The organism is Streptacidiphilus jeojiensis, from assembly GCF_042510965.1.
Lineage (GTDB): Bacteria > Actinomycetota > Actinomycetes > Streptomycetales > Streptomycetaceae > Streptacidiphilus > Streptacidiphilus jeojiensis.
In genome coordinates this window covers 420,409-439,074 of sequence record NZ_JBEUKS010000006.1, presented here as the reverse complement: position 1 = coordinate 439,074, position 18,666 = coordinate 420,409, and the positions used below count along the sequence as shown (strand labels likewise).

At 71.2% G+C, this 18,666-nt stretch carries 14 protein-coding genes; 9 read left to right on the top strand and 5 right to left on the bottom strand.

Annotated elements, in window-relative coordinates; genetic code table 11:
- Positions 1-53 precede the first annotated feature (53 nt).
- Positions 54-1,031, bottom strand: a complete 978-nt coding sequence (locus tag ABUW04_RS19480) for a S41 family peptidase (protein WP_380565933.1) — start codon at positions 1,029-1,031, stop codon at positions 54-56.
- Between the two features lie 102 nt (positions 1,032-1,133).
- Between ABUW04_RS19480 and ABUW04_RS19475 the strand changes: the two genes are divergently transcribed.
- The 4 genes from ABUW04_RS19475 (at position 1,134) to ABUW04_RS19460 (ending at position 4,735) form a co-directional block, all read left to right on the top strand.
- Complete coding sequence (locus ABUW04_RS19475; RefSeq protein WP_380565932.1) at positions 1,134-1,691, top strand: ArsR/SmtB family transcription factor; 558 nt, start codon at positions 1,134-1,136, stop codon at positions 1,689-1,691.
- Between the two features lie 148 nt (positions 1,692-1,839).
- The gene (locus tag ABUW04_RS19470; RefSeq protein WP_380565931.1) at positions 1,840-2,661 is read left to right on the top strand and encodes a class I SAM-dependent methyltransferase; all 822 of its coding nucleotides are present in this window, start codon (positions 1,840-1,842) and stop codon (positions 2,659-2,661) included.
- Positions 2,658-3,110 (top strand): protein-tyrosine phosphatase family protein, encoded by a 453-nt coding sequence (locus ABUW04_RS19465; RefSeq protein ID WP_380565930.1) that lies wholly within the window; start codon positions 2,658-2,660, stop codon positions 3,108-3,110. The genes ABUW04_RS19470 and ABUW04_RS19465 overlap by 4 nt, the downstream gene beginning before the upstream one ends.
- A 356-nt stretch (positions 3,111-3,466) precedes the next feature.
- Entirely contained in the window at positions 3,467-4,735 is a 1,269-nt protein-coding gene (locus ABUW04_RS19460) for an HNH endonuclease signature motif containing protein (protein ID WP_380565929.1), read from the top strand.
- Here the strand turns inward: ABUW04_RS19460 and ABUW04_RS19455 are convergent.
- From ABUW04_RS19455 to ABUW04_RS19440, 4 genes are all read right to left on the bottom strand, one after another.
- Entirely contained in the window at positions 4,732-6,672 is a 1,941-nt protein-coding gene (locus ABUW04_RS19455) for a glycoside hydrolase family 9 protein (RefSeq protein WP_380565928.1), read from the bottom strand. The two genes, ABUW04_RS19460 and ABUW04_RS19455, sit on opposite strands and share 4 nt — an antisense overlap.
- Positions 6,673-6,783: 111 nt before the next feature.
- Entirely contained in the window at positions 6,784-7,614 is an 831-nt protein-coding gene (locus ABUW04_RS19450) for a sugar phosphate isomerase/epimerase family protein (RefSeq protein WP_380565927.1), read from the bottom strand.
- Complete coding sequence (locus ABUW04_RS19445) at positions 7,611-8,702, bottom strand: dihydrodipicolinate synthase family protein (protein ID WP_380565926.1); 1,092 nt, start codon at positions 8,700-8,702, stop codon at positions 7,611-7,613. The genes ABUW04_RS19450 and ABUW04_RS19445 overlap by 4 nt, the downstream gene beginning before the upstream one ends.
- 8 nt (positions 8,703-8,710) lie before the next feature.
- The gene (locus ABUW04_RS19440) at positions 8,711-9,865 is read right to left on the bottom strand and encodes a Gfo/Idh/MocA family protein (RefSeq protein WP_380565925.1); all 1,155 of its coding nucleotides are present in this window, start codon (positions 9,863-9,865) and stop codon (positions 8,711-8,713) included.
- A gap of 177 nt (positions 9,866-10,042) precedes the next feature.
- On the opposite strand from ABUW04_RS19440, the gene ABUW04_RS19435 reads away from it, so the two are divergent.
- The 5 genes from ABUW04_RS19435 (at position 10,043) to ABUW04_RS19415 (ending at position 18,622) form a co-directional block, all read left to right on the top strand.
- A complete protein-coding gene (locus ABUW04_RS19435; RefSeq protein ID WP_380565924.1) occupies positions 10,043-11,086 on the top strand; it encodes a LacI family DNA-binding transcriptional regulator in 1,044 nt (347 codons plus the stop codon).
- Between the two features lie 102 nt (positions 11,087-11,188).
- Positions 11,189-11,866, top strand: a complete 678-nt coding sequence (locus ABUW04_RS19430) for a ThuA domain-containing protein (RefSeq protein ID WP_380565923.1) — start codon at positions 11,189-11,191, stop codon at positions 11,864-11,866.
- Positions 11,867-11,891: 25 nt separating this feature from the next.
- Positions 11,892-12,599, top strand: a complete 708-nt coding sequence (locus ABUW04_RS19425; RefSeq protein ID WP_380565922.1) for a peptidyl-tRNA hydrolase — start codon at positions 11,892-11,894, stop codon at positions 12,597-12,599.
- Between the two features lie 121 nt (positions 12,600-12,720).
- Entirely contained in the window at positions 12,721-13,917 is a 1,197-nt protein-coding gene (locus tag ABUW04_RS19420) for an FAD-dependent oxidoreductase (protein WP_380565921.1), read from the top strand.
- A gap of 403 nt (positions 13,918-14,320) precedes the next feature.
- Positions 14,321-18,622 (top strand): discoidin domain-containing protein, encoded by a 4,302-nt coding sequence (locus ABUW04_RS19415; RefSeq protein WP_380565920.1) that lies wholly within the window; start codon positions 14,321-14,323, stop codon positions 18,620-18,622.
- The last annotated feature ends 44 nt before the right edge of the window (positions 18,623-18,666 follow it).

The window sequence follows — 18,666 nt, the reverse complement described above, 5'->3', positions numbered from 1 at the left end:
TTCTTGACGCGGAGCAGGGATTCCGTTTGCCTGACTCACAGACACGCCCGGCTTCAGGCGGATACGGCGGCGGCAGCGGAAGCGGCGGCGGTGGCGGTAGCGGATACGGCGGCGGCGGATGCGGCGGCCAGCGCGGCCAGCGCCTCGTGGTGGGCCCGGTCCAGCGCCTCGGTCGCCGGGACCTCGATGTCGGGCTGTACGCCGACGCCCTCCCAGTCGGTCCCGGAAACCGGGTTGACGGAGCGTCCGGTGGGGATGGTCGCCTCCAGGTGCGGGTGGACGGTGTAGCCCTCGCGGGGGTGGGCACCGCCCCGGCTGCGCTCGCCGACGACCACGGCCCGGCCGAGCTGCTGCAGGTCGTAGCTCAGCTCCTCGGCGCCGGAGAAGGTGGTGCCGCTGGTGAGGACGTACAGCGGCTTGCTGCCGCCGAAGCGCGGGCCGGGGACGTACGGCAGCGTCCAGGACTGGGCGTAGGTGTCGCCGTCGCGCCAGTAGTTGGTGTTGAGGTGGGTGGACTCGTCCAGCAGGTAGCTGCAGATGAAGGCGACGGTGTCGGGGCTGCCTCCACGGTTCCGGCGCAGGTCGATGATCAGAGCCTCGGCACCGGCGACCAGGTTGAGCGCGGCGATCAGGGTCTCCCCGGTAGCACCGTCCTTCAGCGTCATCGGGAAGATGATCGGCGCCAGTTCCAGCAGCACCACCCCGCCGTCCAGCCGCTGCACCAGCGGCACGCCGTTCAGGGATCCGTCGGCCTCCCGGGTGACCTCGGCCAGCACCGCGCCGCCGGGCTCCTCCGGGGCCTGCTCCGCGTGGAACTTCAGCCGCAGGTGCTGGTCGCCGTTGATGGACCGGAGGTCCTCGGTGACCAGCACGGCCAGCTGCTCGGCGGTGCCGGCGGCGGCGTAGCGGCCCGCCCCGAGGTTCGCCAGCAGCAGCGCGGACAGCTGCTCGGCGACCTCGGGGAAGACGTAGTGCTCGGCTATCAGCTTGGCGGTGTCGGTGACGATCCGGTCGGTGTCGAGCGTGGCCATGGAGACTCCCCCGTGAGTGGAACCAGTGTGTCGGTGCTTCCGTCAGCAGGAGTAGAGCACGCCACTTGAAAAAGCGTCAAGAGACATAGACACTTGGATGCCATGGAGCCCTTGCAGACACGCGACCTGCCCCCTGCGGACGAACTCCTGGAGGTCGACAGTGCGGTCCAGTTCAAAGCCCTCTCGCACCCGCTGCGGCAGCGCCTGCTCTTCGCCCTCGCCCGCCGCGCCACCATGAGCCAGCTCGCCACCGCACTCGGCGCCCAGAAGGGCAATGTCGCGCACCACCTCCGGGTTCTGCGCGACGCCGGGATGGTCCGCGTCGTGGAGACCCGCCAGGTGCGGGGCGGAACCGAGCAGTACTACCAGCGCACCGCCCGCCGGATGACCTTCGCCGGCCACCAGTCCGCCGCCACCGCGGCGATGTTCGGCGCGGTCGCCGAGGAACTCGACGAGTCCACCGGCGAGCCGCTCCTGCTGCTGCGCCACGTCCGATTGACGGAGGCTCAGGCCAAGCGCCTGAGAGCCGAGTTGGAACGCCTGGTGGAGACCGCCGAGGAGGCCGGCGCCGACGAGCCCGTGCACGGGGTGCTGGTCGCCCTGTACCCGCAGGGAGACCTGGGCGCGGGCGGCACCGACCTTGGCTCCGCAAGGGAGTGAATCCCCCCTCTGCCGGGGCCGATCCCGGCGCGGGACCGCATGCTCGCCGATCGGAGGGTTCGCCGATCGGAGGGTCACCAATCGGAGGGGCCGTCGACCGGAGAGGTCGCCGACCGGAGGAGTCGCCGACCGGAGGGGTGCACCGCACATGAGCGACGCCGAGGCCGAGACCGCTACCGGATCAGTGACCGGGGCCGAGGAACTGGCCGCCGCCAAGGAGCGCTCCTGGCGCACCATGGCAGCGATCGACGCCGCCTACGCCGCCGGGGAACTCGACCAGGCCGGCTGGCACGCCGCCGTCCTCGCCGTACTGGAACCGGCCTATCTGGCCGCGGACAACCCCCGCGCGCAGTCCGGCCACAGCGGTGACGTCGCCCACTGGCGGCGGGCCCGGGGCCTGCTCGTCGATGCGCTGCCCGAGCAGGGCGGCAGCTTCCTGGACATCGGCTGCGCCAACGGCCATCTGATGGAGACCCTGACGGAGTGGGCCGCCGAGCGCGGCACCGTGATCGATCCCTACGGTGTGGACATCTCCCCGCGCCTGGCTGCCCTGGCCCGGCAACGCTGCCCACAGTGGGCCGACAGGATCTGGTCCGCCAACGCCATGGGCTGGCAGCCGCCACGCCGCTTCGACATCGTCCGCACTGGCCTGGACTACGTCCCGCCGGCTACGCGGCCCGCCTACCTCAAGCATCTGATGACCAGGGTGCTGGTACCCGGCGGCCGTCTGATCGTCGGCGTCTTCAACGAGGAGACCGACCGGGACACCCTCGAACAGGAGGTGGCGTCCTACGGCTCGTCCATCCTGGCAGGGGGCCCGTCGAGCGGCAGCCCGTGGAGCGGCGGCCCGTCGAGCGGCAGCCTGTGGAGCGGCGGCCCGTCCTGCGTGACGGGCCGGACGCGTAGGCCGCACCGCCACCCGGCGCTGAGCTACAAGGCCTTCTGGATCTCCGACAAGGGGCCGGAATGAGCGCGCCCGTAGCGGCCACCTGGGACCCCGGCGCCGCGGGGGTGCTCCGGCTCCCCTCGGGTCGGCTCGTTCGCGGACGGGCGCTGCGCCGCCCACTCCCGGCAGGTCCGCTGCCGGAGTTCGCGCTCTATCTGCTGGGCCGTCAGCCACCCCGGGTCGACTGGGAGGCCAGGTGGCTGCACTGGCCCGACTTCCGGCTGCCTGCCGACCGTGCGGTAACCGCGGAGGCGCTGCAGGAGGCCTGGTCCCGAGCCGCGACGCAACGCGTCGAGCTCGCCTGCAGCGGCGGCCGCGGCCGTACCGGCACCGCACTCGCCTGCCTCGCCGTCCTGGACGGAGTCCCCGCCGACCGGGCGGTCGCCTACGTCCGCGCCCACTATGCGGCCGGTGCGGTGGAAACCCCCTGGCAGCGCACTTTCGTCCGCCGCTTCGACGAGCGGCCGTCATAGGTCACCCTGGCGTCAGTCCTGGGTGGCCCCCGCCGGTCCGCCGGCGACCGAGCCCCCTTCCAGGGAGCCGTGCAACCCGTGCGTGTCTGCTCCAACTGAACCACCGTCATCTCCGTGGGGCACGAAGGTCCATGCACGGCCGGGGTGGCTCGCTCGCGCTCGCGGCAACCACGAGGGGGCGGGCTTGTCCCGGTTTCGGGGACAGGTTGGGCCTCGGACAGGGAGCGTTTTCGGGGGACGTGCGGAGGTTCGACTAGCAACCGTTCATACAGGTCAGGGGCCCTATCGGTGACGGTTTTGACGGTGAGTCACGGTAGAATCAGGGGTGTACGGAGCACCTGGAGGGGGTGGTCGGGATGGACCGGTTCGAGGACGTGAACGTCCGGGCGGCGGGGTTGGCGCGGGCGGTGCCCGGCGCGGAGAGTGTGGCCGGGATCGCCGCGTTGGAGGGGCTGGAGTTGTCGGCGACGGCGCGGATCGATGCGCTGGTGGCGGTGGCGCGGGCGCGGTGCTGGCTGGAGGCGGTGCAGATCGCCATGCTGGCCGGGCTGCAGGAGCAGCCGCTGACCTGCATTCCCGGACGGCCGGATGCGCTGGGGGATTTCCTGGAGACCCAGGAGCAGGTGGCCTGTGCGCTGCGGATCTCCCCGGACACCGCACGGGGGCGGCTGGTCGAAGCCCAGCAGCTCACGAGCCGGTTCCCGACCGCTGTGGGGCTGCTGGCCCAGGGCCAGGTGCAGATCATGCACCTCAAGGCCCTGCTGGAACACACCGCCGCCCTCGACGACGAGACCGCCACGCGCGTGGAGGCCCTGGTCCTGCCCAAGCTCCCGACCCAGACGGTGGGCGCGGCCCGTAAAGCCATCAGCCGCGCCGTGCTCAAGGCCGACCCTGCCGGCGCCGAACAACGCCACACCCGCGCCCGGGAAGACCGGCGCACCACCCTGCAGGCCCACCCCGAGGGCATGGCCTGGTACGGCGCCCTGCTCACCGCAGGCGACGCCGCCCTGGTGGACGCCGCCGTCACCGCGCACGCCCACACCCTCGATGCGGACGGCCGCACCCTGCCCCAGCGCTGCGCCGACGCGCTGGTGGAACTTGTCTCCAAAACGGGGACAACGTCAGCCGCCCCTGCCCCGACGATCATCGTGACCGTCCCCTACGACACCCTGATCGGCACTGCTGAGGAACCCGCCGACCTCCAGGGCCACGGCCCCATCACCCCGGCCCAGGCCCGAGCACTGGCCACCCACCCCGGCAGCATCTGGCGCCGCCTACTCACCCACCCCGCCACCGGCCAGGTCCTCAAAACCGACCCCACCACCTACCGGCCGACCACCGAGGTCACCCGCCACGTGATCGCCCGCGACCCCCACTGCCGCTTCCCCGGCTGCACCCGCCCCTCCCGCCGCTGCGACCTGGACCACGTCACCCCCTTCAACCACACCAACCCCCACACCGGCGGCCTGACCACCCCCGACAACCTCATCCCCCTCTGCCGCCGACACCACCTCACCAAGCACCGCGCCGGCTGGCACATCGGCTACCAGTCCGACACCGGCAACGTCACCTGGACCGCCCCCACCGGCCACACCTACACCGACCATGCCGCTCCGGCCGCCTAGCGGGTCCCGGCCGCTGCCGACTGCAGGGCGCCGGCCAGCACCGCGCTGCCGGTCATGTCGAGCGCCTGCTCGCTGGACTGCCAGGAGCGGACGTCGTCCACGTACTCGCCGCCGTGGCCGGTGAAGGCGGTGTACGAGTCGTGCTCGCACTTCTTCATACCGTCCTGCAGGTCGCCGAGGCCTCCGGTGAAGTTGTCGGTCCCGTTGGGGCCGTTGACGACCGAGCCGGTGTCGATCGGCGCGGAGCCGTTGGTGGAGCCGGAGAGGTTGGGGATCTGCGAACCGGTGCAGTCCGGGAAGGTGGTGCCGGCGCCGACCATGAAGCTGGTGCCCCAGGCGTTGCCGCCGAGCAGCCAGTCGCGCTGCTCCCCCGCGAAGGCGGCGTACCGGCTGTCACCGCTGACCTTGCGGTAGAGGGCCTCGGTGGAGATGAAGCCGAAGCTGTGCGAGTCGACGTCGAAGTTGGTGTAGTCGCCGCCGGCACGGAAGATGTCGGCCGCGGAAGTCTTGGCGGCGGAGGCGACCTGGGCCTTGAGGTCGGCAACCAGGCCGGCCTTGGTGACGGCCAGGCCGCTCGGGCTGCCCGCCGCAGCTATCGCGCTGACCAGGTCGGCGTGGGCGAGGGCGCTGACATCGTAGAGGTTGAGGGTGTCCTTGCCCGAGTCGCTCGCGATGTAGTCCTTGGCCCAGGTCGCCGCCTGGGTGAGGTAGGGCAGGTAGGTCGCCCTGGACCGGCCCAGGGCCTGCTGGGCCAGGGCGATCTCGGTCGCGCCTAGTTCCATCGCGTCGTGCCAGATGGACTCCGGGTAGTACGCGTCGGGCGCTGCCGTCTCCAGGGTGCTGCCCGGCTTGGTGTTGGCCTGCGCGTAGAGGGAGGTCGAGTCGGCGAGTTCGGTGGTGGCGCCCGCGATGTCGCCGGAGGCGGCGTCGGCCTGGGCGGCGAGTGCGAAGGAGGCGGCGACCCGGCCCACGATGTCCGGGTCGATCTTGGCGCCGGGCGCTGCGGCTTCAAAGACCGGACGGTTCCTGGCGGCGTACTTGTCGGCGCTCGCGGTGTCGGAGTCGTCGACCTGCGGCAGCCGCCAGAGGTCGTGGTCGCCGAGGAAGGACCCGGAGGCGTTGCCGCTGCCGATGCCGACCTGGAGGTAGAGCGTCTTGGTGCCGGGGTTCCACATCTTGTTCAGCCATGTGGTGCCGTACTTCGCCTCGGCCGGGAGCGAGGCGGGCGCGCTGCTGCCCAGCGCCCGGGCCGAGGCGTAGAGCAGGTCGTCTGCGTAGGCGGTGGTGAAGGTGAACTTCAGGTAGTCGCCGGCGTCGAACCAGCCGCCGGAGACGTCGACCGGGCCGCCGATCCTCGTCAGCGAGCTGTCCTTGATGATGTCGCCGTTGTCGCTGGTGGTGTCGAAGTTCGGCAGCTTGTAGACGGTCGCGGACCTGTCGTTGAGGTGCGCCGGCTTCCGCTTGAGCGCCCCGGGGATGACGTCGGAGCCGTCCCGCTGGTTCTGGTAGAAGTTGACGCCGTCGGCGACCAGGGTGCCGTAGAGCTTGGCGGCGGACTCGACCCTGAACGTGGGCGAAGTAGCGCTTGCTGCACCACTGGTGACGATGTGGTAGCTGCCGGCGGTACGCACCGACGAGAAGTCGACGGGGTAGACGTCGGGGTAGGCGGAGTTCCAGTTGCCGCGGCTGGCGCTGCCGACCTTTCCGCTGGCGACGGTGGAGCCGGCGGAGTTGAGGACCTTGTAGGTCTCCCCCGTCACGGCGGCGCTGGTCATCAGATAGGCGATCTTCGTGTCGCCGGGCGCGTAGCCCACCTGGTCGACGCGCAGCAGGCCGGTGGTCGCGGCCTGCGCGGAGGTCAGCGGCACCAGCGCCGCCGCCAGCCCGGCCGTGGCGACGGCTGCCAGCAGGGCTCTTCTTCGGGTCGGCGATCCCATGCGGAGCTCCTCGGGACACGAAACAAGTCTGTCAGTTAGTTAACTTTCCTTACTTGTTTCGGAACCGTACTGAGCCCGTGCCGGACCGTCAAGAGCGTCGGAGGACGACTCTCATCGCAGCGCCACGTGCTCGCGATGCCGTTCGATCATCCGACGTAGGGTCAGTTCGCCTGGGGTGTCCCAGACTTCCTGGTTGAACAGCTCGACCTCGATCCAACCGGTGTAACCGGCCGCGGCCACGGCCCGGCTGAGCGGCGGGAAGTCGATCACGCCGTCGCCGACGTGGCCCCGGCCGAGCAGGGCGTCGGCGGGCAGCGGCAGGGTCCAGTCGCAGACCTGGTACGCCGCGATCCGGGCACCGGCGCGGTCGATCTGCCGGTACAGCTCCGGGTCCCACCAGACGTGGTAGCTGTCGACCACCACGCCGACCTGCTCCACCGGGAACTGCTCGGCCAGGTCCAGCGCCTGGGCGAGGGTGGACACCACCGCCCGGTCGGCGCAGAACATCGGGTGCAGCGGTTCCACGGCCAGCCGTACGCCGTGCTCCCCGGCGTACGGGGCCAACTCGCCGAGGGCGTCCCGGACCTGCTCGCGGGCGCCGACCAGGTCCCGGCTGCCCGCCGGCAGCCCGCCGCAGACCAGCACCAGGGTGTCGGTGCCCAGCGCGGCGGCCTCCTCGATGGCGCGGCGGTTGTCCTCGATCGCACCCGGAGTGGTGAAGAACCCGCCCCGGCAGAGGCTGCTGACGCTCAGTCCGGCGTCATGGACCAGCTTCGCGGCGGCGACCGCACCGCCCGCCTCCTCGACCTTGTCCCGCCACACCCCGATCCCGCCGATGCCCGCCTCCGCGCAGCCGCGTACGGCCTCCGCCAGGGACCAGCCCCGGGTGGTCATCTGGTTCAGCGAGAGGCGTTCGATGCCCTCGGTGGTGCTGCCGGTCATCGGCCGACTCCCATCAGGTCGCAGTACTGGCGCAGTCGGGCGGCGGCCAGGTCCTCGTCGGGGAGGATCCCGGCGGCCAGGGCGAGGCGGTGCAGCTCCAGCAGGTGCACGGCGGAGCGTCCGCTCTGCGCGCCGGCCACCATCCCGAAGTGGTCCTGGTGTCCGGCCAACCAGGCCAGGAAGACGATGCCGGTCTTGTAGTGGAAGGTCGGCGCGGCGAACAGGTGTCGGGCCAACGGCACGGTGGGGGCCAGCAGTTCCTGGTAGCGCTCGGTGTCCCCCGCGTCGAGGGCGCGCAGCGCCGCGGCGGCCGGGACGGCGATCGGGTCGAACACGCCGAGCAGGGCGTCGCTGCCGCCCCGGATCAGCTCCGGGTAGTGGAAGTCGTCGCCGGTGTAGAGCCGCACACCGGCGGGGAGGGCGGCCCGCAGGGCGATCTCCCGGTCGGCGTCCAGCAGCGAGACCTTGATCCCGTCGATCCGGTCGGCGTGCTCCTTGATCAGTGTGAGCACGCTGTCGGCCGCCGCGTCCAGGCCGGCCCCCGGGCCGGCCCAGTAGCCGTCGAGGGCCGGGTCGAACATGGTGCCGAGCCAGTGCAGGATCACCGGCTGCCGGGTCTGCCGCAGCAGCGCGCCGTAGACCCGGTGGTAGTCCTCGGGTCCGGCTGCGGTGGCCGCGAGTTGGCGGCTCGCCATCAGGATCACCCGGGCGCCGGCGGCCTCGACCGCCTCGACCTGCTGCTCGTAGCCCGCCTGTACCGAGGCCAGGTCGGCGGCCGGTCCGGCCGGGAGGTGGTCGGTGCCGGCGCCGCAGGCGAGCAGGCCGCCGACGGCCCTGGCCTCGGCGCCGCTGCGGGCGATCAGCTCGCTGGTGGCGGCCCAGTCCAGGCCCATGCCGCGCTGGGCGGTGTCCATGGCGTCGGCGACGCCGAAGCCCAGCGACCAGAGGTGGCGGCGGAAGGCGAGCGTGGCGTCCCAGTCGACGGCGGCGGGCGCGCCCGGCGCGTTGCCGCCGTAGGGGTCGGCCACCACATGGGCGGCCGCATAGGCGGTACGGGAGGAGAAGGGAGCGGAGGAGGAGTGCGTCATGGCGGGCCTCACAGCTCCAGTGCGGGGACGTCGAGGCGGCGGCCCTCGCGGGCCGAGCGCATCCCGAGTTCGGCCAGCTGGACGCCCTTGGCGCCCTCCAGCAGGTCCCAGTGGTAGTCCGAGCCGGTGACCACATGGCGCAGGAACAGCTCCCACTGCACCTTGAAGCCGTTGTCGAACACCTCGTTGTCCGGCACCTGGTGCCACTGCGAGCGGAAGTCCTCGGTGGCCGCGAGGTCGGGGTTCCACACCGGCTTGGGGGTGCCGACCCGGTGCTGGTAGCGGCAGTTGCGCAGTCCGGCGACGGCGCTGCCCTCGGTCCCGTCGACCTGGAACTCCACCAGTTCGTCGCGGTCCACCCGGACCGCCCAGGAGGAGTTGATCTGGGCGACCACGCCGCCCTCCAGCTCGAAGATGCCGTACGCCGCGTCGTCGGCGGTGGCCCGGTAGGCGGCGCCCTGCTCGTCGCGGCGCTCCGGGATGTGGGTGCTGCTGTGCGCGTAGACCGAGCGGACCGGGGCGACGATCTCGTCCAGCACGTAGCGCCAGTGCGGGAACATGTCGAGGATCATGCCTCCGCCGTCCTCGGCGCGGTAGTTCCAGGAGGGACGCTGGGCCGACTGCCAGTCGCCCTCAAACACCCAGTAGCCGAACTCGCCCCGGACCGAGAGGATCCGGCCGAAGAAGCCGCTGTCCACCAGGCGCTTGAGCTTCAGCAGGCCCGGCAGGAAGAGCTTGTCCTGCACCACGCCGTTGCGGACGCCGGCTTCACGGGCCAACCGGGCCAGGTCCAGCGCGCCCTCCAGGGATTCGGCGGTGGGCTTCTCGGTGTAGATGTGCTTTCCGGCGGCGATGGCGGTGCGCAGCGCCTTCTCCCGGGCCGGGGTGACCTGCGCGTCGAAGTAGACCTCGGTGATCGGGTCGGCCAGGGCGTCGTCCAGCGAGGTGGTCCAGCGCTCCAGGCCGTGGCGCTCGGCGAGGGCCCGCAGCCGGGCCTCGCTGCGGCCGACCAGGATCGGCTCGGGCCACAGCAGGGTGCCGTCCTCCAGCGGGAGGCCGCCCTGCTCCCGGATGGCCAGGATCGAGCGCAGCAGGTGCTGCCGGTAGCCCATCCTCCCGGTCACGCCGTTCATCACGATGCCGATGGTCCTACGGGTCGTCATCTCTGTCCTTCCGGGTATCCAGGGTGCTGGAAAGCGCTTTCCAACGGTTGAACCTAGAGCGGTGCGCCGAGGAGGTCAAGAGCCTCGGACCCGGTAGCCTTCCCCTCACACAGCGCACAGCGCACTAGGCACGGCGCACGGCGCACGGCGACTCGTCCGATCGGAGAGGTGGGGACCATGGCGGTGACCCTGGGCCAGGTGGCCCGCCATGCCGGGGTCTCCCTGGCGACGGCCTCCCGCGCGCTGAACGGCTCCGCGCGCACCGTGGGCGACGGGCTCGCCGCCCGGGTGCGGGCCAGCGCCGACGAGCTCGGCTACCTCCCCAACGCTCCCGCCCAGGCCCTCGCCAGGGCCAGCACCGCGACCATCGGGGTGCTGCTGCACGACATCGCGGACCCGTACTTCGGCGCCCTCGCCAAGGGCGCCACCGACACGGCGGCCGACGCCGGGCTGCTCACCATGGTCCTCAACACCGGCGGCGACCCCGAGGTCGAACTGCGCTGCATCCGGATGCTGCACGCCCAGCGGGTGCGGGCGATCGTGCTGGCGGGTTCCGGCTACACCGACCCGGGCGCGACCGCCGCCATCGACGCCGCGCTCTCGCTCTACCGCGCCGAGGGCGGCGCCGTCACCGCCGTGAGCGACCACGGCGACGGGTACGACACCGTCCTGCCCGACAACCGCGGCGGTGCGGCGGCGCTCACCCGGGCCCTGCTCGACCTGGGCTACCGCCGGCCGGCCGTGATCGCCGGGCCCGAGCGGTTCCGGGTGTCGGCGGAGCGGCTCGCCGGGGTCGCCGACGCGCTGGCCGAGGTCGGCCTGACCATGGATCAGATCAGGGTCGAGGAGGCCGAGTTCAGCAGGACCGGGGGCCGGGAGGCGGTGGGCCGGCTGCTGGACGGCGCCGCCGGGGGACGGGACCAGGACCGTCCGGATGTGGTGCTGGCGCTGTCGGACGTCTGCGCGGTCGGCGTCCTCGCGGAGCTGCGCGAGCGCGGGATCGACGTCCCGGGCGGGATCGCCGTCGCCGGATTCGACGACATCCCGCTGGCCGCCGACCTCGCTCCGGCGCTGACCACGGTGCGGATGCCGCTGCTGCAGATGGGCGCCGAGGCCGTCGGCCTGGCACTGGGCCGCCAGGACGACGGCCCGTCCGGACCGGTGCGGACGCTGCGGCTGCCGGTCGAGCCGATGCTGCGGGCCAGCACCGGGACGCCTTGACCGCCCGGCGGCGCCGTCCTTAGCCTGAGGCCCTGGAAAGCGCTTGCCGAGCTTCCCTGAGCCAGCGCGCAGCCCGCCCGAACCCTTGGAGCCGTCCCCGCCATGCCTCCTCTCCCCCGCGTCCTGCTGTTCACCCGCACCGCCGGGTTCCGCCACGACTCCATCCCGGCCGGTATCGCCGCGCTCGGCGAGCTGGCCGCCGGCCAGGGGCTGGAGCTGACCGCGACGGAGGACCCCGGGGCCTTCACCGAGGCCGGGCTGGACGGGACCACCGCCGTGGTGTTCCTGTCGACCACCGGAGAGGTGCTGACGGATCAGGGCCGCCAGGCCCTGGAGCGGTTCCTCTCGGCCGGCGGCGGCTTCCTGGGCATCCACTCGGCCGCCGGCACCGAGTACGACTGGCCCTTCTACGGCGAGCTCCTGGGCTCGCGCTTCCACAGCCACCCGGCGGCCCAGCCCGCCGCGGTCACCGTCGAGGACCGGAACCACCCGGCCACCGCGCACCTCCCGGAACAGTGGGACTGGACCGACGAGTGGTACGACTTCCGCAGCCCGCCCCGGTCCGCCGAGGGTGTGCGGGTGCTGGCGACGGTCGACGAGAGCCGGTACCAGGGCGGACGGATGGGCGCGGACCACCCGCTGGTCTGGTGCCGCGAGCCCGAGGGGAAGGGCCGCAGCTTCTACACCGCGCTGGGCCACTTCGACGAGGCCTACTCCGACCCGGCCTTCCGCGCGCATCTGCTGGGAGCGCTGCTCTGGGTCTGCCGGCTCAAGGACTGATCCGTCGGCGGCCTATTCTGGGTCCGTGACCAGCAGCCCCTTCGCCGACCGTGCCGTCGACCGCGACTCCGCTCCCCAGTTCGTCCTGCCACTGGTGGTCCGGATCGAGCGCACCGATCCGCCCTCCCACACCGACGCGCTGGAGACCGCCGCCCGCGCCGTGCTGACCCTGCTCTCGGACCAGCGCACCACAGACCCGGACGGCGAGTGGGCCGAGCGCGTGCACGCCTGGGAGGACGCCAGGATCCGCAAGGTGGTCCGCCGGGCCAGGGGCGGCGAGTGGCGCAAGGCGCAGGAGCTGGACGGGATCACGCTCACCGGCAAGTCCGCCGAGGTGCGGGTGTTCGTGCCGGTCCCGCTGGACGGCTGGCCGAAGGAGTTGGCGAAGCTCCAGGTCTCCGGCACCGAGCTGGACGACCCCGAGCCGCCGGGCCCGGCCGACCCCGGGATCCCGGTGCTGTGGTTCAACCCGGAGGTGGAGATGTCCACCGGCAAGTCCATGGCGCAGGCCGGCCACGGCGCACAGCTCGCCTGGTGGGCGCTGACGGCCGATCAGCGCGCGGCGTGGCGCGACGCCGGCTTCCCGCTCGCCGTCCGCACCGCGAGCCCGGAGCAGTGGGCGGTGCTGGCCGCCTCCGAGGACCTGCCGATGGTGCGCGACGCCGGCTTCACCGAGGTCGCTCCGGGCTCCTGCACGGTGGTCGCCGACCACCCGGCGCTGCACCGGAGTTGACCGAGGGAGCGTCGGCTGCGGCCCGAACGGCAACCGTCTGCTTTCCGCCAGGAAACCTCCAGGCAACACCCCGGCCGTCCAATGGAAACTGACAGCCGATCAGAGTCGTTTGGAGGTGGGCATGATGGCCCCCTTCGCGGACTCCGACGGTTATGACGTCGCGGTCATCGGCGCGGGACTGGCCGGCGCGGCCACCGCCTGGGAGCTGGCGCGGCGCGGTGTCGCCACGCTCCTGGTCGAGGCCTTCCACCCCGGGCACCGGCAGGGCAGCTCGCACGGCAGCTCGCGGATCTTCCGGCGCAGCTACGCCGACCCGCTGTACGTGGAGCTCACCGGCCAGGCGGCGGACTGCTGGGACGAGTTGGAGTCCGACGCAGGGACGCGCCTGCGGCATCGCGTCGGCATGCTGGACTTCGGCACTCGGCGCGACCCGGTGCGCCTGGCCGAGCAGTTGGCCGCCTCCGGGGTGCCGCACGAGCTGCTGTCCGCACGGGAGGCCGCCGAGCGCTGGCCGCAGCTGCGTTACGACGGCGGCCCGGTCCTGTACCACCCCGACGCGGGCCGGCTGGACGCGGACGCGACCGTCGCCGCCTGCGTGGAGCGGGCCGTCGCCCACGGGGCGGAGCTGCGCAGCGGCACCAGGGTCAGCCGCCTGGAGCGGCTGCCCTCGGGGCAGGTACGGCTGCACGGTCCCGGCCTCGACCACGCCGTGGTGCGCGCCGAGCGGGTGGTCGTCGCTGCGGGCGCCTGGCTCCCCGGGTTCGGACTCCCGTTCCGGCTACCGCCGCTGACGGTGAGTCAGCACGAGGTCTTCCACTTCCGGCGACGGGAGGACCAGTGGCGGGAGGACCGGTGGCGGGAGGACAGCGGCCCGGAATGGCCGGCCTTCCTCCACGCCGCCGGGCTCCTGCAGGCGTACGGACTGCCCTCGGGCGCGGACGGCGGGGGCGGCGGCACGTTCAAGGTCGGGCTGTCCGGTCGCGGGCGGAGCACCACCGCGGGGACGCGCAGCGGTGTGGTCGAGCCGCTGGTCCGCCATGCGGTGAGCGACTACATCCGGCACCGGCTCCCCGGGTTGGACCCGGAACCGGTGGCGGAATCGTCCTGCCTGATCACCTCCACCCCGACCAGGGACTTCGTGCTGGACCGGGCCGGCTCGCTGGTGATCGTCTCGGCCTGCTCCGGCCACGGCGCCAAGTTCGCCCCGCTGCTCGGCCGGATGGCGGCCGACCTGGCACTGGGCAAGTCCGTCGCCCACCCGCGCTTCGCCCTGTCGTCGGGCCCGCGGACGGCTCCCCGGTACCAGCACCAGATGTAGCTCCCGCTGACCGTCCGTCACCTCCGTGGGGCAGGTGCGTCGGTCCCGGGCCGGAGCGACCAGGCACGGCTGTCCGCCTCCCTTCGCGCGCCCGGCCCTGCCACCCTGCGTCGCAAAATTCCGACCACACAGTGCCTGATCAGCGCATGAATGGCGCAACAGGCTGAGCATCCGTCAACTCGCCACCTCTTCCCTAGTGCAGATGTCCGTGATGCACTCACCGGAACCCTGTGCGATCCATTGACGGAGCCATGGCGCCTCTGTAACTTCCTGCTCGATAGCCGCAAATTCTTGTCACTACTAGTTCAGGTGTCAGGACAGGCTCTGCAAATTCCGAGTGACCCGTCCGGGCTCCTGCTCCCGCATCCCCACCCGTGTGCGACAGCACAAGCAGAGGACGAGCATGCGCAGAAGAGGAAGATCCCTGCGGGTCAGGACCGTGGTCCTGACCCTGATCGGGTTGCTGGTCTCCATGGTTCCGGTGCTGAACCTGGTGCCGGCATCCGCTGCGGGCAGCAATCTGGCCCTCGGGAAGACCGCCACCGCCAGCAGTGCCAACGGCCAGTACGTGGCCGCCAATCTCAATGACGGCAACCAGGACAGCTACTGGGAGAGCACCGGCTCCTTCCCGGCCTGGGCCCAGGTCGACCTCGGTTCGGCGACCTCCGTCAACCAGGTGGTGCTGAAGCTGCCCAGCAGTTGGGGCGCCAGGACCGAGACGCTGTCCGTGCAGGGCAGCACCGACGGCTCCACCTTCAGCACCGTCGTGGCCTCGGCCGGGTACACCTTCGACCCGTCCAGCTCCAATGCGGTGACCATCAACTTCGGTGCCACCAGCACCCGTTACCTGCGGATCAACATCACCGCCAACACCGGCTGGGCGGCCGGGCAGATCTCCGAGCTGGAGGTCTACGGCAGCGGTACCAACGGGACCTCGGCCAACCTGGCGCTGGGCAAGACCATGAGCTCCAGCGGCGTCAGCCAGACCTACGCCGCGAGCAACGCCAACGACGGCAACCAGGCCACCTACTGGGAGAGCACCAACAACGCCTTCCCGCAGTGGCTGCAGGTGGACCTCGGCGCCTCCGTCAGCGTCAACCAGGTGGTGCTGAAGGTTCCGGCCGACACCAGTTGGGCGACCAGGACGCAGACCCTGACGGTCCAGGGCAGCAGCGACGGGTCGACCTTCTCCACCCTGGTCCCCTCCGCCGGCTACACCTTCAACCCGAGCACCGGGAACACGTCGACGATCAGCTTCACGGCGACGACCACCCGGTACATCCGGATCACCATCACCGCCAACACCGGCTGGCCGGCCGGGCAGATCTCCGAGCTGGAGGTGTACGGGCCGACGAGTGGGGACACCACCCCGCCCAGCGCCCCGACCAACCTGGCCTACACCCAGCCGCAGACCGGGCAGATCGCGCTGACCTGGAGCGCCTCCACCGACAACGTCGGTGTCACCGGCTATGACATCTACGCCAACAACAGCCTGCTGACCAGCGTCGCGGGCAGTGTGCTCAGCTACACCGACACCCAGCCGGCCAGCGCGACGGTCAGCTACTTCGTCCGGGCGCACGACGCCGCCGGGAACCAGTCGGGCAACAGCAACACGGTCACCCGTACCGGGCAGAGCGGCGACACCACGGCGCCGACCGCTCCGACCAACCTGGCGTACACCCAGCCGCAGAGCGGACAGATCGCGCTGACCTGGGGCGCCGCCACCGACAACGTCGGTGTCACCGGCTACGACATCTACCGCAACGGGGCCCTGGCCACCACGGTCGGCGGCTCCACGCTGACCTACACCGACGCGCAGCCGGACACCGCCACCGTCTCCTACTACGTGAAGGCGCACGACGCGGCCGGCAACCAGTCCTCCGCGTCCAACACCGTCACCCGTACCGGCAGCGGCGGGACCGGCAGCAACCTGGCCGTCGGCAAGCCGATCACCGGTACCGCCAACACCTTCACCTACGCCCCTGCCAACGCCAACGACAACGACCTGACCACCTACTTCGAGGGCTCCACCTACCCGAGCCAGCTCACCGTGAGCCTGGGCGCCAACGCCGACGTGACGTCGGTGGTCGTCAAGCTCAACCCGGACGCCGCCTGGTCCACCCGTACCCAGACCATCGCGGTCCTCGGGCGCGAGCAGAGCGCGACCGGCTTCACCACCATCGCCGCGGCGCAGACGTACACCTTCAACCCGAGCACCGGGAACAGCGTCTCCATCCCGGTCAGCGCGCGGGTCTCGGACGTCGAGCTGAGCATCACCAGCAACAGCGGCGCCCCGGGCGGGCAGGTCGCCGAGTTCCAGGTCATCGGGACCCCGGCACCCAACCCGGACCTGGTGGTCAGCTCCTCCTCCTGGTCGCCGACCTCCCCGGTGGAGACCGACCCGGTCACCGTGTCCGCCACGGTGAAGAACTCCGGTACGGCCGCCTCCGGCGCGACCAACGTCAACTTCTACCTGGGCACGACCAAGGTCGGCACCGCCGCCGTGGGCGCGCTGGCCGTCGGTGCCTCCAGCACCGTCTCGGCGAACATCGGCACCCAGACCGCCGGCAGCTACCCGCTGACGGCCAAGGTGGACGAGGCCAACACCGTCATCGAGCTCAACGACGGGAACAACAGCTACACCAACCCGACCAACCTGGTCGTGGCCCCGGTGCAGTCCTCGGACCTGATCGCCTCGGCGGTGAGCTCCAGCCCGGGCACCCCGTCCGCCGGAAACACCGTCACCTTCTCCGTGACGCTGAAGAACCAGGGCACCGTGGCCAGCGCCTCCGGTGCGCACGCCATCACGCTGACCCTGCTGGACAGCAACAACAGCGTGGTCAAGACGCTGAACGGCTCCTACAGCGGCAGCCTGGCCCCGGGGGCGACCGGCGCCCCGGTCTCCATGGGCACCTGGACCGCCGTGAACGGCAAGTACACCCTGCACACGGTCATCGCCATCGACGCCAACGAGCTGTCGGTCAAGCAGGCCAACAACATCAGTGACACCCCGTTCTACGTCGGCCGCGGCGCCAACATGCCGTACGACGTGTACGAGGCCGAGAACGGCATGATCGGCGGCGGCGCGGCCGTGGTCGGTCCCAACCGGACCATCGGCGACCTGGCCGGCGAGGCCTCCGGCCGCAAGGCGGTGACCCTGGACAGCACCGGCTCCTACGTCCAGTGGAACACCACCGACCCGACCAACACCCTGGTCACCCGCTTCAACATCCCGGACGCACCCGGCGGTGGCGGCACCACGGCCACCCTGGACGTCTACGTCAACGGAACGTTCCTGCAGACCATCACCCTCAACTCCAAGTACGAGTGGCTGTACGGAGCCGAGACCGGTCCCGGCAACGACCCGAGCGCCGGATCGCCCCGTCACATCTACGACGAGGCGCACATCATGCTCAACCAGACGGTGCCCGCCGACAGCGTGATCAAGCTGCAGAAGGACGCCGCCAACACCTCCCAGTACGCCATCGACTACATCAACACCGAGATGGTCGCCCCGGTGGCCAACCCCAACCCGGCCACCTACGTCACCCCGGCCGGCTTCGGGCAGCAGGACGTGCAGAACGCCCTGACCCAGGTCGCCAACGACACCACCGGCAAGCTGGTGGGCGTCTACCTGCCCGCCGGGCAGTACCAGACCACCAGCAAGTTCCAGGTCAGCGGCAAGGCGGTCAAGGTCGTCGGCGCCGGTCCCTGGTACACCCAGTTCAACGCCCCGACCACGCAGGACAACACGGACGTCGGCTGGTCCGTGCAGTCCAGCGCCAACGGGTCCTCGTTCAGCGGCTTCGGCTGGTTCGGCGACTACACCTCCCGCATCGACGGGCCCGGCAAGGTCTTCGACCTGACCGACGTCTCCAACCTCACCATCGACAACATCTGGATCGAGCACCAGGTGGTCGCGATCTGGGGTACCCATGTCACCGGCCTGACGGCCACCAACATGCGGATCCGCGACACCTTCGCCGACGGCATCAACCTCACCAACGGCAGCTCGGGCAACCTGGTCAGCAATGACGAGGCGAGGTCCACCGGCGACGACAGCTTCGCGCTGTTCGCGGCCCAGGACCACAACTCCTCGGACCTGACCAACAACACCTTCCAGAACCTGTCCGCGCTCACCCCCTGGCGCGCGGCCGGCATCGCCGTCTACGGCGGCGAGAACAACATCATGCAGAACCTGTACGTGGCCGACACGCTCACCTATGCGGGCATCACCATCAGCTCGCTGAACTTCGGCTACCCGTTCCAGGGCTTCGGCACCCAGCCGACGACCATCCAGAACGTCTCGCTGGTACGCGACGGCGGGCACTTCTGGAACGGCCAGGTGTTCCCGGCGATCTGGGTCTTCTCGGCGACCCAGCCGTTCCAGGGGATCAGGGTGAACAGCGTCGACATCACCGACCCGACCTACTCCGGGATCATGTTCCAGACGGACTACGTGGGCAGCACCGCGCAGTACCCGGTCACCGACACCATCTTCACCGACGTGTCGATTACCGGGGCGCAGCAGAGCGGTGACGCCTACAACGCCAAGTCCGGCTACGGCATCTGGGCCAACCAGCTGCCCGAGGCGGGGCAGGGTCCGGCGGTGGGCACGGCGGTGTTCAACCACCTCACCGAGAGCAACAACTACGTCAACATCCAGAACACCACCTCCACGTTCACCATCACCGTGAACCCGTAGGCACGGCCTGACCGAAGGTGCGGGGGCGCTCCCAGCCGGGGGCG